Annotated in this window: 17 protein-coding genes and 1 tRNA gene; 10 read left to right on the top strand and 8 right to left on the bottom strand. The window is 65.6% G+C overall.

Features of this window, described 5'->3' with window-relative positions; translation table 11 throughout:
• Positions 1–37 precede the first annotated feature (37 nt).
• Genes JOE66_RS11975 through JOE66_RS11985 form a run of 3 tightly spaced genes read left to right on the top strand, consistent with a single transcriptional unit; the run spans position 38 to position 3233 of the window.
• Positions 38–1039: a mechanosensitive ion channel family protein gene (locus JOE66_RS11975; RefSeq protein ID WP_205109748.1), complete on the top strand. Its 1002-nt coding sequence runs from the start codon at positions 38–40 to the stop codon at positions 1037–1039.
• 4 nt (positions 1040–1043) lie between these two features.
• Entirely contained in the window at positions 1044–1502 is a 459-nt protein-coding gene (locus JOE66_RS11980; protein ID WP_205109750.1) for a globin, read from the top strand.
• A 57-nt stretch (positions 1503–1559) separates the two neighbouring features.
• Positions 1560–3233: an FAD-binding dehydrogenase gene (locus JOE66_RS11985; RefSeq protein ID WP_205109752.1), complete on the top strand. Its 1674-nt coding sequence runs from the start codon at positions 1560–1562 to the stop codon at positions 3231–3233.
• Between the two features lie 97 nt (positions 3234–3330).
• On the opposite strand, the gene JOE66_RS11990 is transcribed toward JOE66_RS11985, so the two are convergent.
• Positions 3331–3990, bottom strand: a complete 660-nt coding sequence (locus JOE66_RS11990) for a DUF8185 domain-containing protein (protein WP_205109754.1) — start codon at positions 3988–3990, stop codon at positions 3331–3333.
• 76 nt (positions 3991–4066) lie between these two features.
• On the opposite strand from JOE66_RS11990, the gene JOE66_RS11995 reads away from it, so the two are divergent.
• Positions 4067–4948: an acyl-CoA thioesterase gene (locus JOE66_RS11995; RefSeq protein ID WP_205109756.1), complete on the top strand. Its 882-nt coding sequence runs from the start codon at positions 4067–4069 to the stop codon at positions 4946–4948.
• Between the two features lie 63 nt (positions 4949–5011).
• On the opposite strand, the gene JOE66_RS12000 is transcribed toward JOE66_RS11995, so the two are convergent.
• From JOE66_RS12000 to msrA, 5 genes are all read right to left on the bottom strand, one after another.
• Positions 5012–5533 (bottom strand): acyl-CoA thioesterase, encoded by a 522-nt coding sequence (locus tag JOE66_RS12000; protein ID WP_205109758.1) that lies wholly within the window; start codon positions 5531–5533, stop codon positions 5012–5014.
• 16 nt (positions 5534–5549) lie between these two features.
• Complete coding sequence (ettA, locus tag JOE66_RS12005; RefSeq protein ID WP_205109760.1) at positions 5550–7232, bottom strand: energy-dependent translational throttle protein EttA; 1683 nt, start codon at positions 7230–7232, stop codon at positions 5550–5552.
• 2 nt (positions 7233–7234) lie between these two features.
• Positions 7235–7726 carry a DUF6993 domain-containing protein gene (locus JOE66_RS12010; protein ID WP_205109762.1) on the bottom strand — a complete coding sequence of 164 codons (492 nt, stop codon included), beginning with the start codon at positions 7724–7726 and terminating at the stop codon, positions 7235–7237.
• Positions 7727–7854: 128 nt separating this feature from the next.
• On the bottom strand, positions 7855–8664 hold the full coding sequence (locus JOE66_RS12015) for a single-stranded DNA-binding protein (protein ID WP_205109764.1): 810 nt from the start codon (positions 8662–8664) through the stop codon (positions 7855–7857).
• Positions 8665–8824: 160 nt separating this feature from the next.
• Positions 8825–9352 (bottom strand): peptide-methionine (S)-S-oxide reductase MsrA, encoded by a 528-nt coding sequence (gene msrA / locus JOE66_RS12020; RefSeq protein ID WP_205109765.1) that lies wholly within the window; start codon positions 9350–9352, stop codon positions 8825–8827.
• Between the two features lie 143 nt (positions 9353–9495).
• Here msrA and JOE66_RS12025 point away from each other — a divergent pair, with 143 nt between their 5' ends.
• Together JOE66_RS12025 and JOE66_RS12030 are read left to right on the top strand one after the other, a co-directional pair.
• Positions 9496–9774, top strand: coding sequence for a hypothetical protein (locus JOE66_RS12025; protein ID WP_205109766.1), 279 nt, complete (start codon positions 9496–9498; stop codon positions 9772–9774).
• Positions 9775–9848: 74 nt separating this feature from the next.
• The gene (locus JOE66_RS12030; RefSeq protein WP_205109767.1) at positions 9849–10706 is read left to right on the top strand and encodes a hypothetical protein; all 858 of its coding nucleotides are present in this window, start codon (positions 9849–9851) and stop codon (positions 10704–10706) included.
• A gap of 28 nt (positions 10707–10734) precedes the next feature.
• Here JOE66_RS12030 and JOE66_RS12035 read toward each other — a convergent pair.
• Positions 10735–10806, bottom strand: a tRNA-Arg gene (locus JOE66_RS12035).
• Positions 10807–10921: 115 nt separating this feature from the next.
• Here JOE66_RS12035 and JOE66_RS12040 point away from each other — a divergent pair.
• The 4 genes from JOE66_RS12040 to JOE66_RS12055 are packed head-to-tail and all read left to right on the top strand — an operon-like array spanning position 10922 to position 15441.
• Positions 10922–11638, top strand: a complete 717-nt coding sequence (locus JOE66_RS12040; RefSeq protein WP_205109768.1) for a histidine phosphatase family protein — start codon at positions 10922–10924, stop codon at positions 11636–11638.
• A gap of 9 nt (positions 11639–11647) precedes the next feature.
• On the top strand, positions 11648–12199 hold the full coding sequence (locus JOE66_RS12045) for a DUF3090 domain-containing protein (protein WP_205109769.1): 552 nt from the start codon (positions 11648–11650) through the stop codon (positions 12197–12199).
• Positions 12196–12984 (top strand): SCO1664 family protein, encoded by a 789-nt coding sequence (locus JOE66_RS12050; RefSeq protein WP_205109770.1) that lies wholly within the window; start codon positions 12196–12198, stop codon positions 12982–12984. The genes JOE66_RS12045 and JOE66_RS12050 overlap by 4 nt, the downstream gene beginning before the upstream one ends.
• Before the next feature lie 45 nt (positions 12985–13029).
• Positions 13030–15441: an ATP-binding cassette domain-containing protein gene (locus JOE66_RS12055; protein WP_205109771.1), complete on the top strand. Its 2412-nt coding sequence runs from the start codon at positions 13030–13032 to the stop codon at positions 15439–15441.
• Here JOE66_RS12055 and JOE66_RS12060 read toward each other — a convergent pair.
• Positions 15434–15844: a GNAT family acetyltransferase gene (locus tag JOE66_RS12060; protein ID WP_205109772.1), complete on the bottom strand. Its 411-nt coding sequence runs from the start codon at positions 15842–15844 to the stop codon at positions 15434–15436. The two genes, JOE66_RS12055 and JOE66_RS12060, sit on opposite strands and share 8 nt — an antisense overlap.
• Positions 15845–15848 lie beyond the last annotated feature (4 nt).

Here is a 15848-nt window from a genome sequence, read left to right on the forward strand (position 1 = left end):
GCAATGCCAAGGGGCGGGTGAGTACGATTGGGCACATATGGATGAGTTCTGGACCAACCTCGGGGACTTTTATCGGACGTTCCAGCACCTGATCAACATCGTGCTGATCATCCTCGGGGCCCTGATCGCCCGGTGGATCCTGTTGAGGTCGGTCGACCGCGTCGTGAAACGCGTGGTCACCGGCGTCAAGAAGAAGCACGACGCCGAGAACACCCAGGAACTCCCTGCCTCGCCGGTCGCTGCGGTTCGCGTGGTGCAGCGCACCCGCACCATGGGCAGCGTGCTCTCGAATGTCATCACCTGGTCGATTGTCGTCTTCGCCTTCATCATGATCCTCGGCGAACTGCAGTTCCAGGTCACTGCGCTGGTGGCGAGCGCCGGTGTCATCGGGGCCGCCCTCGGGTTCGGGGCCCAGAACATCATCAAAGACATGCTGAACGGCCTGTTCATGGTGGTCGAAGACCAGCTCGGAGTCGGAGACGTGGTCGACGTCGGCCCCGCGACCGGCGTGGTCGAGGCCGTCGGCATCCGCGTGACGACCCTGCGCGATGTCAACGGCACGCTGTGGTTTGTGCGCAACGGCGAGATCCTGCGAGTGGGCAACATGTCGCAGGGCTGGGCACGGGTCATCATCGACCTCGCCATTCCCTACGACACCGACGTCGATGCGGTTCAGGCCCGTATGCTCGAAACGGCGAACGAGCTCGCCCAGAACCCCAAGTGGCGGTCGCGAATCCTCGAGAAGCCCGAGATCTGGGGGCTCGAGAGCATCTCGGCCGAGGCACTGGTGATCCGCCTCGTCATGAAGACGCGCACCAACGCCAAAGACGATGTCGCACGCGAGCTCCGGATGATGCTCAAACGTTCGCTCGATGCGATGGGAGTGAAGCTGCCTTCGCTGAACAGCATCGTTCTCACGGGATTCGAGGGTGCATCATCCGTCGCCGGAGCCCGGCCGCCGCGCACCAAGTCGATTCCCACCCCGGCACCCACAGACCCCGGGCGCAGCAGCCCCGGCTCCCCCACTGGCAAGGCGTGACACGATGACCGACGAAACCCAGCGCCCCCCAGGCATTCCGCTGATCCCTGTGGTGCCGACCGCCTCGGTGCCTTCGACCGAATCTGGTGTGACGTTCTACGACCAGCTCGGCGGCCGCGCCACGTTCGAGGCCCTGGTGCGCGAGTTCTACCGGGGCGTCGCGGGTGACCCGGTCTTGAAGCCGATGTACCCGGAAGACGACCTCGAAGGGGCCATTCAGCGACTGACGGGCTTTCTCGAGCAGTACTGGGGTGGCCCGACCACCTACAGCCAGCAGCGAGGTCACCCGAGGCTCCGGATGCGGCACAACCCGTTCAAGGTCAACCCCGATGCCCGCGACCGGTGGTTGGCTCACATGAGGGTAGCCGTCGACTCCCTCGCGTTGCCGCCATTGCAGGAGGCGACACTCTGGGACTACCTCGAGCGCGCCGCCCATGCCATGGTGAATACGTTCGACGAGTAACGGAATGCGCGGGTCTCTGACCTGAGTGAGTGACTGTGAGACAAGGATGTTTCTGAGATGACAGACCCCGATGAGACCGACGTCATTGTTGTCGGGACGGGGCTTGCTGGCCTTGTGGCCACCGCGGAGCTGGTGGACGCGGGCCGGAGGGTCACCATCGTCGAGCAGGAGCCGGCGGCCTCGCTCGGCGGACAGGCATGGTGGTCGTTCGGCGGGCTGTTCCTGATCGACAGCCCCGAGCAGCGGCGGCTCGGGGTGCGGGACAGCCTCGAACTCGCCCGGCAGGACTGGTTCGGCTCTGCGGGCTTCGACCGCCCGGAGGACTACTGGCCGAAGCGATGGGCCGAGGCGTACCTGCAGTTTGCGGCAGGAGAGAAGCGTTCGTGGCTCCGCCAGCGGGGCGTGCGGTTCTTCCCCGTGGTCGGCTGGGCCGAGCGAGGCGGCTACACCGCGAACGGGCACGGCAACTCCGTGCCGCGGTTTCACATCACCTGGGGCACGGGCCCGGGCGTGGTCGCCCCCTTCCTGGCCCGCGTGCAGGCCGGGGTCGACGCCGGCCTCGTCACCCTTCTGCACCGGCACCGCGTCGACGCCCTCACCCTGACCGGCGGGCGTGTGATCGGCGTCAGCGGGAGTGTCCTGGCGGCATCGGGGGCGGCCCGCGGCGAACCCAGTTCACGGGTGGTCGAGGGTGAGTTCTCGCTGCGATCCTCTGCCGTGATCGTGACCAGCGGGGGCATCGGAGGCAACCACGACCTGGTGCGCGCGAACTGGCCCGCTCGAATGGGGCAGGCACCAGCATCCATGCTCTCGGGCGTGCCCGCGCACGTCGACGGCCGGATGCTCGGCATCACCCAGGCGTCCGGCGCGCGCCTCGTCAACACTGATCGCATGTGGCACTACACCGAGGGCGTCACCAATTTCGATCCCGTGTGGCCGTTGCACGGCATCCGGATTCTTCCGGGGCCGTCGTCACTGTGGCTCGATGCCACCGGCAAGCGCCTTCCTGTACCCCTGTTCCCCGGCTTCGATACGCTCGGAACACTCGAGCACATCGTCTCGACGGGGTGTGACTACAGCTGGTTCGTGCTCACCCAGAAGATCATCGAGAAGGAGTTCGCACTCTCGGGCAGCGAACAGAACCCCGACCTGACGGGCAAAGACCTGCGGTTGCTGGCCGGTCGCATCGGCCCTGGCGCCCCGGGGCCGATCGAGGCATTCAAGGCGCAGGGTGTCGACTTCGTGGTGGCAGACACCCTGACGGAGCTTCTGGCCGGGATGCAGCGGCTGTCGGGCGCCGGTGAGGCCGCCCCGAGCCCGCTGAAACCCGACCTCGTCGAGAGCGAACTCCGTGCCCGTGACCGCGAGCTCGACAATGTGTTCACCAAAGACGCACAGATCACGGCGATCCGGGGTGCCAGACACTACCGCGGCGACAGGCTGATCCGCGTGGCGACTCCCCACAAGCTCCTCGATCCCGGCGCCGGGCCGCTGATCGCCGTCAAACTGCACATTCTCACCCGCAAGTCCCTCGGCGGCATCGAGACCGACCTCTCCGGGCGTGCGCTCGGTGTTGATGGCACCCCGATCGACGGGCTGTTCGCCGCAGGCGAGGCGTCAGGCTTCGGTGGCGGCGGGATGCACGGCTACCGTTCGCTCGAAGGCACCTTTCTCGGCGGCTGCATCTTCTCGGGTCGCCAGGCAGGCCGTGCTGTCGCCGCTCAACTCTGACGCGCCCCAGCATCGAGTTGCCCGATTGTGCGAAGATTTCGCGAAATCGGCGCGCAATCGGGAAAGTCGATCGCGTCAACAGGGGTGACGCGCGCGCTCAGCGGGTGAGGATGTGGCCGCGACGGGTCGTGAGGCGAGTCCATGGCCCCGACTCGTACAGCGCGACGGGGTCGTCAGGGCGCAGGAAGCCCAGGCTCACCGCGGCAAACGCGGCACCGGCGGCAGTTCGTCGGTCGATGTCGGGAATCGCACGGCCCCAGACCTCTGAGCGGACCTTGTGCACGAGTTGCTCACCCGTGTCGGGCGGAAGAGCCGCTGCGACCTCGGAGATCCCCTCTCCGGCAGACCGCTCCAGCACGGCCGCATCGACGAGACCGAGGTTCGTCCACCCCCCGCGGGGTGGCGAGATGCCCGCCCAGGCCATGAGACCTTCTGCGGGCGGGAGGGAGACGTCGACAGGGCCCGTCTCCCCGTTCGCCGTCACGGAGAGCATCGCCAGGCGGTCGAGCAGCGCGCGGATCGAGACGATCTCGTCGAACTGCACTGTCTTGTCGGTCAGCGCGAAGGTACGAAGCCCGAGAACGGTCGGCGCATCGTCGAGCAAGCCCTTGGGTGCCAGCACCGAGGCATAGACCGCGAGCACACCCTGGCCACCGATCAGGCGCACCGAGCCGGTGCCGATGCGCGCCGCACGTCCCAGAAAGACTTTGAGGTCTCCGAGGGAGAGCGCGTCGACGAGAGAAAACGAGTGAACCATCAGCTTCTAAACTACTTCAAGGAAACGGTTCGTGCGTGCTCTGGCGCAGCTGTTGCAGTACCGAGATGGAGGCTTCATGACGAATCCGAATGCTGATCCGATGGCCGATCTTCTGGCGACGCTGACACTCACCGACACGGGCGCCCGAACCGCAGAAGACATCTTCACCGCCCCGTCGCAGTGGACCGCCCACGGTCGGGTCTTCGGTGGCCAGGTGCTCGCCCAGTCCCTCATCGCGGCTCAGCACACCGTCGACGGCGAACGACCGGCGCACTCGATGCACGGATACTTCCTGCGGCCGGGAGACACCTCGAAGCCCATCACCTTCTCCGTCGACCGGATCCATGACGGCCGCTCGTTCTCTACGCGACGGACGCAGGCGTATCAGGACGGCCTGCCGATCCTGTCGATGATCGCCTCCTTCCAGTCAGTCGGGCCGGGCCTCGACCATCAGATCGACATGCCAACTGACCTGCCGAATCCCGAAGAGCTGCCCAGTGTCGCTGAACTCATCGGCCACATCGACCACCCCATCGCCCAGAACTGGGCGCACCGGCGCCCGTTCGACATCCGGCACGTGGGCTCACCGATCTACCTGGCCTCCGACCCCAACCCTGTCGAGTATCAGGCCATCTGGATGAAATCGATCGGCCCGCTCCCCGACGACCCGGATCTCCACCGAGCCGCGATGGCCTACGCCAGCGACTATTCTCTGCTGGAACCGATCTTTCGCCGCCACAGCGTCGTCTGGGTCACACCCGGTCTCAAGTCGGCCAGTCTCGATCACGCGATGTGGTGGCACCGCCCAGGTCGCGCAGACGAGTGGATGCTCTACGTGCAGGAATCCCCCAGCGCCCAAGGTGGCCGAGGACTGGCGACCGGCCGTATCTACTCTCAGGCGGGCATCCTCCTCGCCTCTGTGGCGCAGGAAGGCATGGTGCGGGTCCCCGTGCACTGAGCAGACGTGGCAGCTGGTGGTGGCGCGGGCGTGTTGCGGAGGGTGCGCCCGCGGGCCGGCGTCTCAGCGGCGTTTGTTGAAGACCACCGGTTCGTCGACGTAGGGCTGCCAGGCGGCGCGCTCCTCGTCGGTGATGCGCCTGGGTCGCTGCGTTGCCGCGTCGACCAGAACGAGGGTGGTGGATGCCCGGGTGAAGAGCGTCGCCGGCACGACACCCTCGGGGCTCCAGACCTCATAGCAGAGCTCGAGGCTCGCACCCCCGAGTCGACTGATCCACAGGTGGAGGTCCAGCGGCTGTCGGAGGAACGGGATCGGTGCCAGGTATTCGACCTCCTGGTGGGCGACCAGGCTGAGCGTCGCAGAACCGAGGTCGGCATTGATCACCGCCATCGTGGTTCCCTCGATCGACGTGCGGTCGCCCGTCTCGCCGGACTCCGAGGTCTTCAGCTGGATTCCGGGTTCGTCGGTCGCCCAGAAGGCCTGCACGCGCGCTTCTTCGAGAAGCCGCAGGATCTGGACGTTGTTGACGTGACCGTACGCATCGAGGTCGGACCAGCGCAGGCGGGTGGGGATGTGGAGTCGCATCGTCGCGCAGGCCCGCCTAGTCGCGGGTGAGTTTGCGGTACGCGGAGCGGTGCGGCTTGGCCGCATCGGGGCCGAGCCGCTCGATCTTGTTCTGCTCGTACGACTCGAAGTTTCCCTCGAACCAGTACCAGTTGGCCGGATCGTCTTCGGTGCCTTCGTACGAGAGGATGTGCGTGGCGATGCGGTCGAGGAACCACCGGTCGTGTGTGATGACCACAGCGCAACCAGGGAACTCGAGCAGGGCGTTCTCGAGACTGCCGAGCGTTTCGACGTCCAGGTCGTTCGTCGGTTCGTCGAGCAGCAGCAGGTTGCCCCCCTGTTTGAGCGTGAGAGCCAGGTTGAGGCGGTTGCGCTCCCCACCAGAGAGGACTCCAGCGGCCTTCTGCTGGTCTGGCCCCTTGAACCCGAACGTCGAGACGTAGGCACGGGAGGGGATCTCCGTCTTGCCGACCTGAATGTAGTCCTGGCCGTCGGAGACGACCTCCCAGAGGGTCTTCTTCGGGTCGATGCCGCCCCTGTCCTGGTCGACGTAGGAGATGTCGACGGTGTCGCCGATGACCAGCTCGCCGGAGTCGAGCGGCTCGAACCCCACGATGGTCTTGAAGAGGGTCGACTTGCCGACGCCGTTCGGGCCGATGACACCGACGATGCCGTTTCGGGGCAGGGTGAAGCTGAGGTCGTCGATGAGCACACGCTCTCCGAATCCCTTGTGCAGGTGCTTCGCATCGATGACCTGCGAACCGAGGCGCGGGCCGACGGGAATCACGATCTCCTCGAAGTCGAGCTTCTTGGTGCGCTCGGCCTCGGTCGCCATCTCCTCGTAGCGGGCCAGGCGAGCCTTGGACTTCGCCTGGCGACCCTTGGCGTTCGACCGCACCCACGCGAGCTCTTCAGCGAGTCGCTTCGAGAGCTTGGCGTCTTTCTTGCCCTGGACCATGAGCCGCTCTTGCTTCTTCTCGAGGTAGGTCGAGTAGTTGCCCTCGTAGGGGTACAGGTGCCCACGGTCGACTTCGGCGATCCACTCGGCGACGTGGTCGAGGAAGTACCGGTCGTGTGTCACGGCGAGAACGGCACCGTGGTACTTCGCCAGGTGCTGCTCGAGCCAGAGCACACTCTCGGCGTCGAGGTGGTTCGTGGGTTCGTCGAGCAGGAGGAGGTCGGGCTTCTGCAGCAGCAGCTTGGTGAGCGCGACGCGCCGCTTCTCGCCACCGGAGAGGTTGGCGACACTGGCGTCGCCGGGCGGGGTTCGCAGGGCATCCATCGCCTGTTCGAGCTGGGAGTCGAGATCCCAGGCGTCTTCAGCGTCGATCTGCTCCTGCAGGGTACCCATTTCGGCGAGCAGCGTGTCGAAGTCTGCATCGGGGTCAGCGAGTTCCTGGGAGATCTCGTTGAATCGGTCGACCTTGGCCTTGATCGGGCCGACTCCCTCTTGAACGTTCTCGAGAACTGTCTTCGTCTCATCGAGTTCCGGCTCCTGCATGAGGATGCCGACGGTGTAGCCCGGGCTGAGTTTGGCCTCACCGTTGCTCGGGGTATCGAGCCCGGCCATGATCTTCAGGATGGTCGACTTACCCGCCCCGTTGGGACCGACGATGCCGATCTTCGCCCCCGGCAGGAATGCCATCGTGACGTCGTCGAGGATCAGTTTGTCGCCCACGGCCTTGCGGGCGCGCACCATGGAATAAATGTATTCGGCCATGGCTACCAGTCTATTGGGCGCGTCTCACCGATCAGACAGCCACCAGTACCCAGCGCGGGCACGACGACGCTCGCGTAGTGACCGAAACCGTACTGGCCGATCAGGCACTGGCCCGCAATGGCGACGGAGAACTGGATCGAATCGGCCTTGACGCCCACGGTGGTCACGTCGGGCGTCACCTGCATATCGGCGACAGCGAATCCGCCCGCGCGGAGGGCCGAGATGAAAGCAACGCCGTCCGCTGGAGTGTTCGCCGCCGCTGCAGTCGTGACGACGCCGGCATTCACGAAGTCGAAGAAGGCCTGGTTCTGCGCGGCAGTTCCGTCGGCAATGTAGACAGGAGCGGCCGATGATGACGGAGACGGCACAAGTGCGGCGGATGTCGATGTTGTCGCTGTGGGCTGTGGCGAAGGAGCAGAGGTGCACGCCGCGAGCGAGAACACCGCGCCGACCGAGACCGCGACGACGATGCCCAGCTGATGCGCACGGCGCATGACGATTCTCCTACTCAACTCGTTCTTCCGACCCCTGTGCCACGTAGTCTAAGCGGGCCAGCATGGAGAAAAGCTCAGAATCGATGCGAGCCGTCGCTCCTCGCACGAGGCACGGAATCCCCGGCCCGTCACCCTGTTGCCACAGTGCCGGCGACAACGGAATCCTCACCAGCGATGTCGCCATCAGCGTCGCCGCCGACGACACCGTCATATTCATCGCCATCGTCGTCGTCATATTCATCATCGTCGTCGTCACGGTCAGCCTCGCCACGTCCCTGGTCGCCCCAGCGTGCCGCCAGCCGCCCAGCGGCAGCGTCAGCGGCTGCGGCCACGGCCACACCCTGGCCGAGCGAGGAGTTCCAGTCAGCTGCGCCTCCCGGCGACAACGCTGGGAAAGCGGATTCCGGCAGTGCGAAGGGATCAGGGACAGCTGCAGCCACGAACGCTCCGTCAGTCACCTGCCCACCAGCACTCCGCGCCGCCGACAACGCGCCGGATTCGTTCTGCGAGCCCGGGCCCGCAGAACCGTTCTGACCACGGAATGCAGCATCTCGTGAAAGCGACGATGCGCCAGCCGACGAGCCAGCCGTCCTGGTGAAGACCGACCGCCCCCAGGCGAGGTCGTGACCGACGGAATCGGCCTCGATCTCCACGGTGATACCCGCACGCTCCGTGCCCTGCCATTCCCGGATGCGCAGCCGACCCGTGGCTACGACCCGGTCGCCCTTACTGATCGATTGTGCGAGGTTCGCAGCGAGTTGCCGGAACGACGCGACGGTGTACCAGTTCGTTCCCGCATCGACCCAGGCATTCTTGTTGCGGTCGAACCGGCGCTGGCTGGACGCCAGCCGAAAGGTGGTCACCTCCAGCCCGTCATTGGTGGTCAGGAATCTCGGCTCAGTTGCCACGACTCCGGTCAGCGAAATGGTGTCGGTCACGGTTTTCTTCTCTCTCCTCGACAGGCACGACGGCCCGGTGAGACGACTCTGCCCCGTCGCGAACGCGGCGGGGCAGAGGAAGAGCAAGACTGTGCAGAGCATCCGCTCAGCTACGACTGTGAGGGAGGAGCGCCAGTATTGTGAGGAAGAAGAGTACGGGTCAGGCCGCCCTGATGTACTGCGCGAAACTCTTTCGCACCTTGTTCACCTTGGGCACCGCCACTGCCATGCAGTAGCCCTGGCCGGGGTTCTTGGCGAAGAAGTCCTGGTGGTATTCCTCAGCCGAGAAGAATTCGGTGAGCGGCACAACCTCGGTGACCACCGTGCCGTCCCACAGGTCTGCCGCGCGCACGACCGAGGCGTCGAACAGCGCTTTCTGCTCCGGGCTGGAGTAGAACATCGCCGATCGGTACTGGGTACCCACGTCGTTGCCCTGGCGGTTGAGCTGGCGGGGATCGTGCAGCGTGAAGAACACGTCCAGAATGACATCGGCGGGGATGACATCGGGGTCGAATGTCACTGCCACAACTTCGGCATGCCCGGTTCGACCGGTGCAGACCTGTTCGTAGCTGGGGCTCGGAACCTCCCCGCCCGTGTAGCCCGAGACGACGTCGGTGACGCCGTGGAGTGTGCGATAGACAGCATCGAGGCACCAGAAACAGCCGCCCGCGAGAACAAAAGTTTGCATGGCTCAAGCGTACGACGAGCCACGCAGGCTTCGACCCTCCGCGCTCTGCTTGGAGCGAACGGGCTGCGGTGTCGGAGGCTGCTCATAGAGTCAGCCACACAAACAACACGAGCCCGGGCCGGCGCTGAGAATGGAGAACCACGATGACGATCACCTCCACCCCGACCACAATGCTCCGCAACTCGCCGACGCTCCGTCAGGTACGGCCGACGCTCCGTCAGGTGCGGCCGACGCTCTGGCGCGTGATTCGCGCCGATGGGTCGCTGGCCGGGTACATCGAGAGTTCGAGCGAAGGTGCGCGAACCGCAGGCGTGGCAACGGCACCTCGGTTCGAAGCGCGCCGCCTTGTTGTCTCAACGCGGCAGATCATGCAGATCGGCGACTTCGCGTCGATGGATGATGCACTCACCTGCTTCTTGTGACGCACCCACACGCATCCACCGCCACACGCGCGGCGTGCCCAGCCATTCCGCGGGCACGGAGGTAGTCTTCCCCCATGGAATGGTGGAGCAACTTTCTCAACTGGACTCAGACTGATGGCGGCGCCTACGTCATCACGAGTATCGTCGTGCCGGCCGTGTCGATCGTCGTGGCCGGGCTTCTGGCAGCGTGGATAGCGAGCGGTTCGATCAAACGAGTCCTCGCCAGCAGGGATCGCGAACTGAAGGTCGCTGCAATCGGCGCACTGGTCGACGCCGCTGAGCAGGCGTCGGTCTGGAACTCTCTCTCGCCACAGGAGCAGATCCTGTCTGACCGGGCGACCGGCCAGGCCGACATCCAGGTGCGCCTGCTCCCCATCAAGGGAGCTTCGGTCGCTGCGAACTGGGCGGCGCACTCCCTGGGCGAGATGAAGCGCAACTCGGCGACGTTCGGCTACCAGATCGAACCCGCGGTCGTGCAATTCCGTGACCAGCTCGTCGAATGGCAGCACCGGCCAGGCCGCACCCGGCGTGTCTTCCAGAGTGACCTCGAGCGCTGGAAGGTGCAGTCCGCAGACACAGAGAACACGCTTCGTGAGCAGCAGGAAGCGTGGGTCGCGCAACAGCATCACGAGCAGTACGCCGCGGCGCCAGTGGCCGTTTCACCTGCTGTCACCCCTGCGGCGCCAACCACTGGCAGTGCTGCCGCTCCCGCCGCGGGCGTCATTGCAGCACCGGCAGATTCCCACCCGTCACCGGCTCACCCTGAATCGGCAGACAGTGCGCCTGCCGCAGCCACGTACTCACGGTCATCCATACCGGCAGCGTCAATCGAGACCACACCGCGCGTTTCGCCCAGCGATCTCGATACTCAGCGAGTTCTGAGCGATGTCGACGCCGTCGAGCGGCAGATCGAGGCGACGTCCGGCCGTTGAGCCGGCTGCCCGAAGGCCCCACCTGAAGTCCCCCCGGAGGGATTCGAACCCCCGGCCTGATGGGTAGAAACCATTTGCTCTTCCGCTGAGCTACGGGGGGAGGACTACACCAGTCCATTATGCAGTAGTTGCCGGCGGCGGCATCGAGCCTCGCACGTACCCCAACGGCGTGCTGCGAAAACGGTACCGAGCACACCGCGATTAGGCTCAGGGGCATGGCCACAGTCATTCTCGTGCGGCATGGCCGCACCACCGCCAATGCCAGCGGCATCCTCGCCGGTCGCACCGCCGGGGTCAGGCTCGACAAAGTCGGGCGCGACCAGGCTCATCGCACTGGCGAACGCCTGGCCGCTGTTCCCCTGGTGGGTGTGGTCTCCAGCCCGCTGGAGCGGTGTCGCCAGACGTCGCGCATGATTCTCGACCTCCAGGCAGAATCTCCGATCGTTCCGGTGTCGCCGATCGAGGCAGGAATCACCGAGTGCGACTACGGGCTCTGGCAGGGTCGACCTCTGAGGGAACTCGCCACAGAAGACCTGTGGTCGGTCGTGCAGACGCAGCCGTCAGCGGCGATCTTCCCCGGTGGCGAATCCTTGACGGCGATGCAGGCCCGTTCGGTGTCGGCGATCAGGCGACACGATGCGGCATTCGAAGCCCAGCACGGCGCCGGGGCCGTGTGGGCCGCGGTCAGTCATGGCGACATCATCAAATCGATCCTTGCCGATGCGCTCGGCATGCACCTCGACCTGTTCCAGCGCATCGCTGTCGGCCCTGCCTCGATTTCGATCGTGCGCTACGGTTCCGGGCGGCCCACCGTCTTCTCCATGAACTCCGACGCGGGTGACCTCTCCTGGCTCAAGGCATCTGACTCCGCCGAGCAGGAGACGGTCGGCGGCGGCGACAGCCGTACTGCGCCCGAAACATCGCACGCCTAAAATATCCCCATGCCCACAATCGTCCATCTGTTCGACTGGCCCGACCGAATCATCGTCGGCACCGTCGGCCGACCGGGGTCGCGCACCTTCTATCTCCAGGCGCGCACCGGCGCACAGATCGTCAGTGTTGCGCTCGAGAAGGAGCAATCTGCCATTCTCGCCGGCTCCATCGACGAGATCCTCGACGATCTGATGGCTGCTGAGGGCAATCCCTACAGTGTGCAGGCGACGACACCCGTCGAGCTGGTCGACAACGATCCACTGGAACAACCGGTCGACGAGCAGTTCCGGGCGGGGGCGATGAGCCTGGGCTGGGACCCCTCGACCGTCCAGGTCGTGATCGAAGCATTTCCGCTCGACCTCGCAGACGATGAAGACTCAGATCCGGTTCCGACCGAGCCCACCGAGATGCTTCTCATCCGAATTCCTGTCGGCACCGCTCGCGCGTTCGCCATGCGCACGCGCGAGATTGTTGGCGCAGGCCGGCCGATCTGCCCCCTCTGCGGTACCCCCATCGACGCCGACGGGCACGTCTGCCCGGTGCCAGACGACCTTCTGTGACAACAGGGGGTGACCTCGCCGGTCGAGACGACCCCTCCCACGGCGAGCTCGAGCTGAAGGGCCAGATCAGAACGGCCTCGAACGCGGCCTTCTTCGGCACGATCGGAGGCCTGCCGGTCATCTACAAACCCATTTCCGGCGAACGCCCTCTGTGGGACTTTCCCGACGGGAACCTCGCGCACCGGGAGGCCGCAGCCTACTTGGTCTCGCAGTCGATCGGCTGGAACATCGTGCCCCGCACCTGGCTGCATGACGGCCCCCTGGGCACAGGCTCGGTTCAACTGTGGCAGGAATACGATGGGGCGCAGGATCCCGTCGACCTCGTGCCGACGGACTCCGTGCCTGACGAAGGCTGGCGTCACGTCTTCGACGGGATCGACGAGGAAGATCATCCGGTGTCGCTCGTGCACGAGGATTCGCCGGAGCTTCGGAGAATGGCTGTGTTCGACGTTGTGGTGAACAACGCCGACCGAAAGGGCGGCCATATTCTGCCGATGCCCAGCGGTCACCGCCACGGGATCGACCACGGCCTGACCTTTCACGCCGAATACAAGCTGCGTACGGTTCTCTGGGGATGGCGCGGCGACGATCTCAGCGTCGCAGAACGGCACGGGGTCGAAAGAGTGCTCGCAGACCTCCAGGGCGAGCTCGGCGACACGCTCGAACCGTTGCTCACCGTGCGCGAAATCGCCGCCCTCGCTACGAGATGCGAGCGACTGCTCACGCGCGGCACGTTTCCAGCGCCCCGCGGCGAGATGCCCGCTGTGCCCTGGCCCCTCTTCTGACGCCACAACCTCCTCTCGTGAGGGCGCTCCACTTAAGCTGATTCCATGGAAGCACCCTCCAGCACGCCACGACCGCCCGCCCTCGCCGCAGACATCCACGACCAGATCCGCGTGCAGGGCGCGCACGTCAACAACCTCAAAGACGTCACCGTCACCATCCCCAAACGACGACTGACCGTCTTCACCGGCGTCTCTGGATCGGGCAAGAGCTCGTTGGTCTTCGGCACCATCGCTGCAGAGTCGCAGAGGATGATCAACGAGACCTACAGCGCATTCGTGCAGGGCTTCATGCCCACGCAGGCGCGCCCCGACGTCGACGTGCTGGAAGGCCTGACCACGGCGATCATCGTCGACCAGCAGCGACTGGGTGCCGACGTCCGTTCCACCGTCGGCACCGCGACCGACGCCACGGCACTCCTGCGAATCGTGTTCAGCCGTCTCGGGCAGCCCCACATCGGGCCGCCGAGCGCGTTCTCGTTCAATGTCGCCTCGATCCGGGCCAGCGGCGCCATCACCGTCGATCGCGGCGCCGCCAGCAAGACGGTCACGCAATCGTTCAGCCGCACGGGCGGTATGTGCCCGCGCTGCGAGGGCCGCGGCACCGTCTCCGACATCGACCTCACCCAGCTCTTCGACGACGCCAAATCGATCAACGCGGGGGCGATCACCGTGCCGGGCTACACCGGCGACGGCTGGATGGTACGCATCATCGCCGGCTCGGGTTTCTTCGACCCCGACAAGCCGATCCGCGACTTCACAGCGACCGAACTCCACGACTTCCTGCACCACGAACCGGTGAAGGTCAAGATCAACGGGGTCAACCTCACCTTCGAGGGCCTCATTCCCCGCGTCCAGAACTCCTTTCTCTCCAAAGATCCGGATGCCCTGCAGCCCCATATCCGCGCGTTTGTCGATCGAGCGGTGACCTTCACCGCGTGCCCCGAGTGCGGCGGCACCCGACTCAGCGAAGGTGCCCGTTCGTCGCGCATCGGCGGAGTGAACATCGCTGAGGCCTGCTCGATGCAGATCAGCGACCTCGCCCAGTGGACCCGCGGGCTCGACGAGCCGACGGTGCGGCCGCTCCTGGATTCGCTGCAGCAGATCCTCGATTCGATCGTGGAGATCGGCCTGGGTTACCTGTCGCTCGACAGGCCATCAGGCACGCTCTCGGGCGGAGAGGCACAACGCGTGAAGATGATCCGCCACCTCGGCTCCTCCCTCACCGACGTGACGTACGTGTTCGATGAGCCGACGACGGGCCTGCATCCCCACGACATCCAGCGCATGAACAACCTGCTCCTGCGCCTCCGAGACAAGGGCAACACCGTTCTCGTCGTCGAACACAAACCGGAGACGATCGCGATCGCCGACCACATCGTCGATCTCGGCCCGGGTGCTGGCTCGGCAGGCGGCTCGATCTGCTTCGAAGGCACTGTCGACGAACTGCGTGAAAGCGACACGATCACCGGGAGGCACTTCGACGACAGGGCAGCTCTCAAGAACGAGGTGCGCACGCCAACGGGCACCTTCGAGATCCGTGGCGCATCGGCGAACAACCTCCAGAGCGTCGACGTCGACATTCCTCTCGGCGTGCTGTGCGTCATCACCGGTGTCGCCGGATCCGGCAAGAGTTCGCTCATCCACGGCTCCGTCAGCCGCGCACCTGAAACCGGCCACGGCACGGTCGTGACCGTCGACCAGAGCGCGATCCGCGGCTCCAGGCGGAGCAACCCCGCCACCTACACCGGGCTCCTGGAGCCCATCCGCAAGGCTTTCGCGAAAGCGAACGGCGTGAAGCCCGCTCTCTTCAGCTCCAACTCCGAAGGGGCCTGCCCGGTCTGCAACGGCGCCGGCGTCATCTACACCGACCTCGCCATGATGGCCGGGGTCGCGACCACCTGCGAGGAGTGCGACGGCAAGCGGTTCCTCGCCTCGGTGCTCGACTACCAGCTCGGCGGCCGCGACATCAGCGAGGTACTCGCCATGTCGGTCACCGAGGCAGCGCAGTTCTTCGGTGCGGGTGAAGCTCGAAACGCCCCCGCGCACGCCATTCTCGCCCGGCTCGTCGACGTGGGGCTCGGCTACCTCAGCATCGGCCAACCCCTCCCAACCCTCTCCGGCGGCGAACGCCAGCGGCTCAAACTGGCAACCCACATGGCCGAGAAGGGCGCGATCTACGTACTCGACGAACCCACCGCAGGCCTCCACCTGGCCGACGTCGCGCAGCTCCTGGGCCTGCTCGACAGGCTCGTCGATTCGGGGCGATCGGTCATCGTCATCGAGCACCACCAGGCGGTGATGGCGCACGCCGACTGGATGATCGACCTCGGCCCCGGCGCCGGCCACGACGGTGGCCGGGTCGTCTTCGAGGGAACCCCCGCCGACCTCGTCGCCACGCCCTCGACCCTCACCGGCGAGCACCTCGCGGCCTACGTCTCAGCCACCCCCGTCAGGTGAGCCACTTCGACCGCACCTCGACGGCCGCGTCTTCGTACCCGAGGTGGTCGTAGAACCCGAGTACCGCCGTGTTCGACAACCGCACCATGAGTTGTACTTTCACAACGGCCTGTTCGCGCAACCAGTCTTCTGCTCTCGACATCAACAGCCTGCCCAGGCCGATTCCCCGCCGACTCCCGCTCACGGCGAGGTAGTAGATCCAGCCGCGGTGCCCGTCGTGGCCGACCATGACAGTCCCGCACAACTCCTCGCCGTCGAACGCGCCGAGCACGGTCGATGTCGAGGTGTCGAGGGCCCGTTGCAGGTCGATTTCGGGCGGATTCCACGGCCTCGTGAGCCCGGCTTCGTGCCACAGGGCAACAACGCCATGGGCATCGGCACTCGTCAGATCCCGTACGTGCATGCTC

It is taken from the genome of Subtercola frigoramans, from assembly GCF_016907385.1.
GTDB classification, from domain to species: Bacteria; Actinomycetota; Actinomycetes; order Actinomycetales; family Microbacteriaceae; genus Subtercola; species Subtercola frigoramans.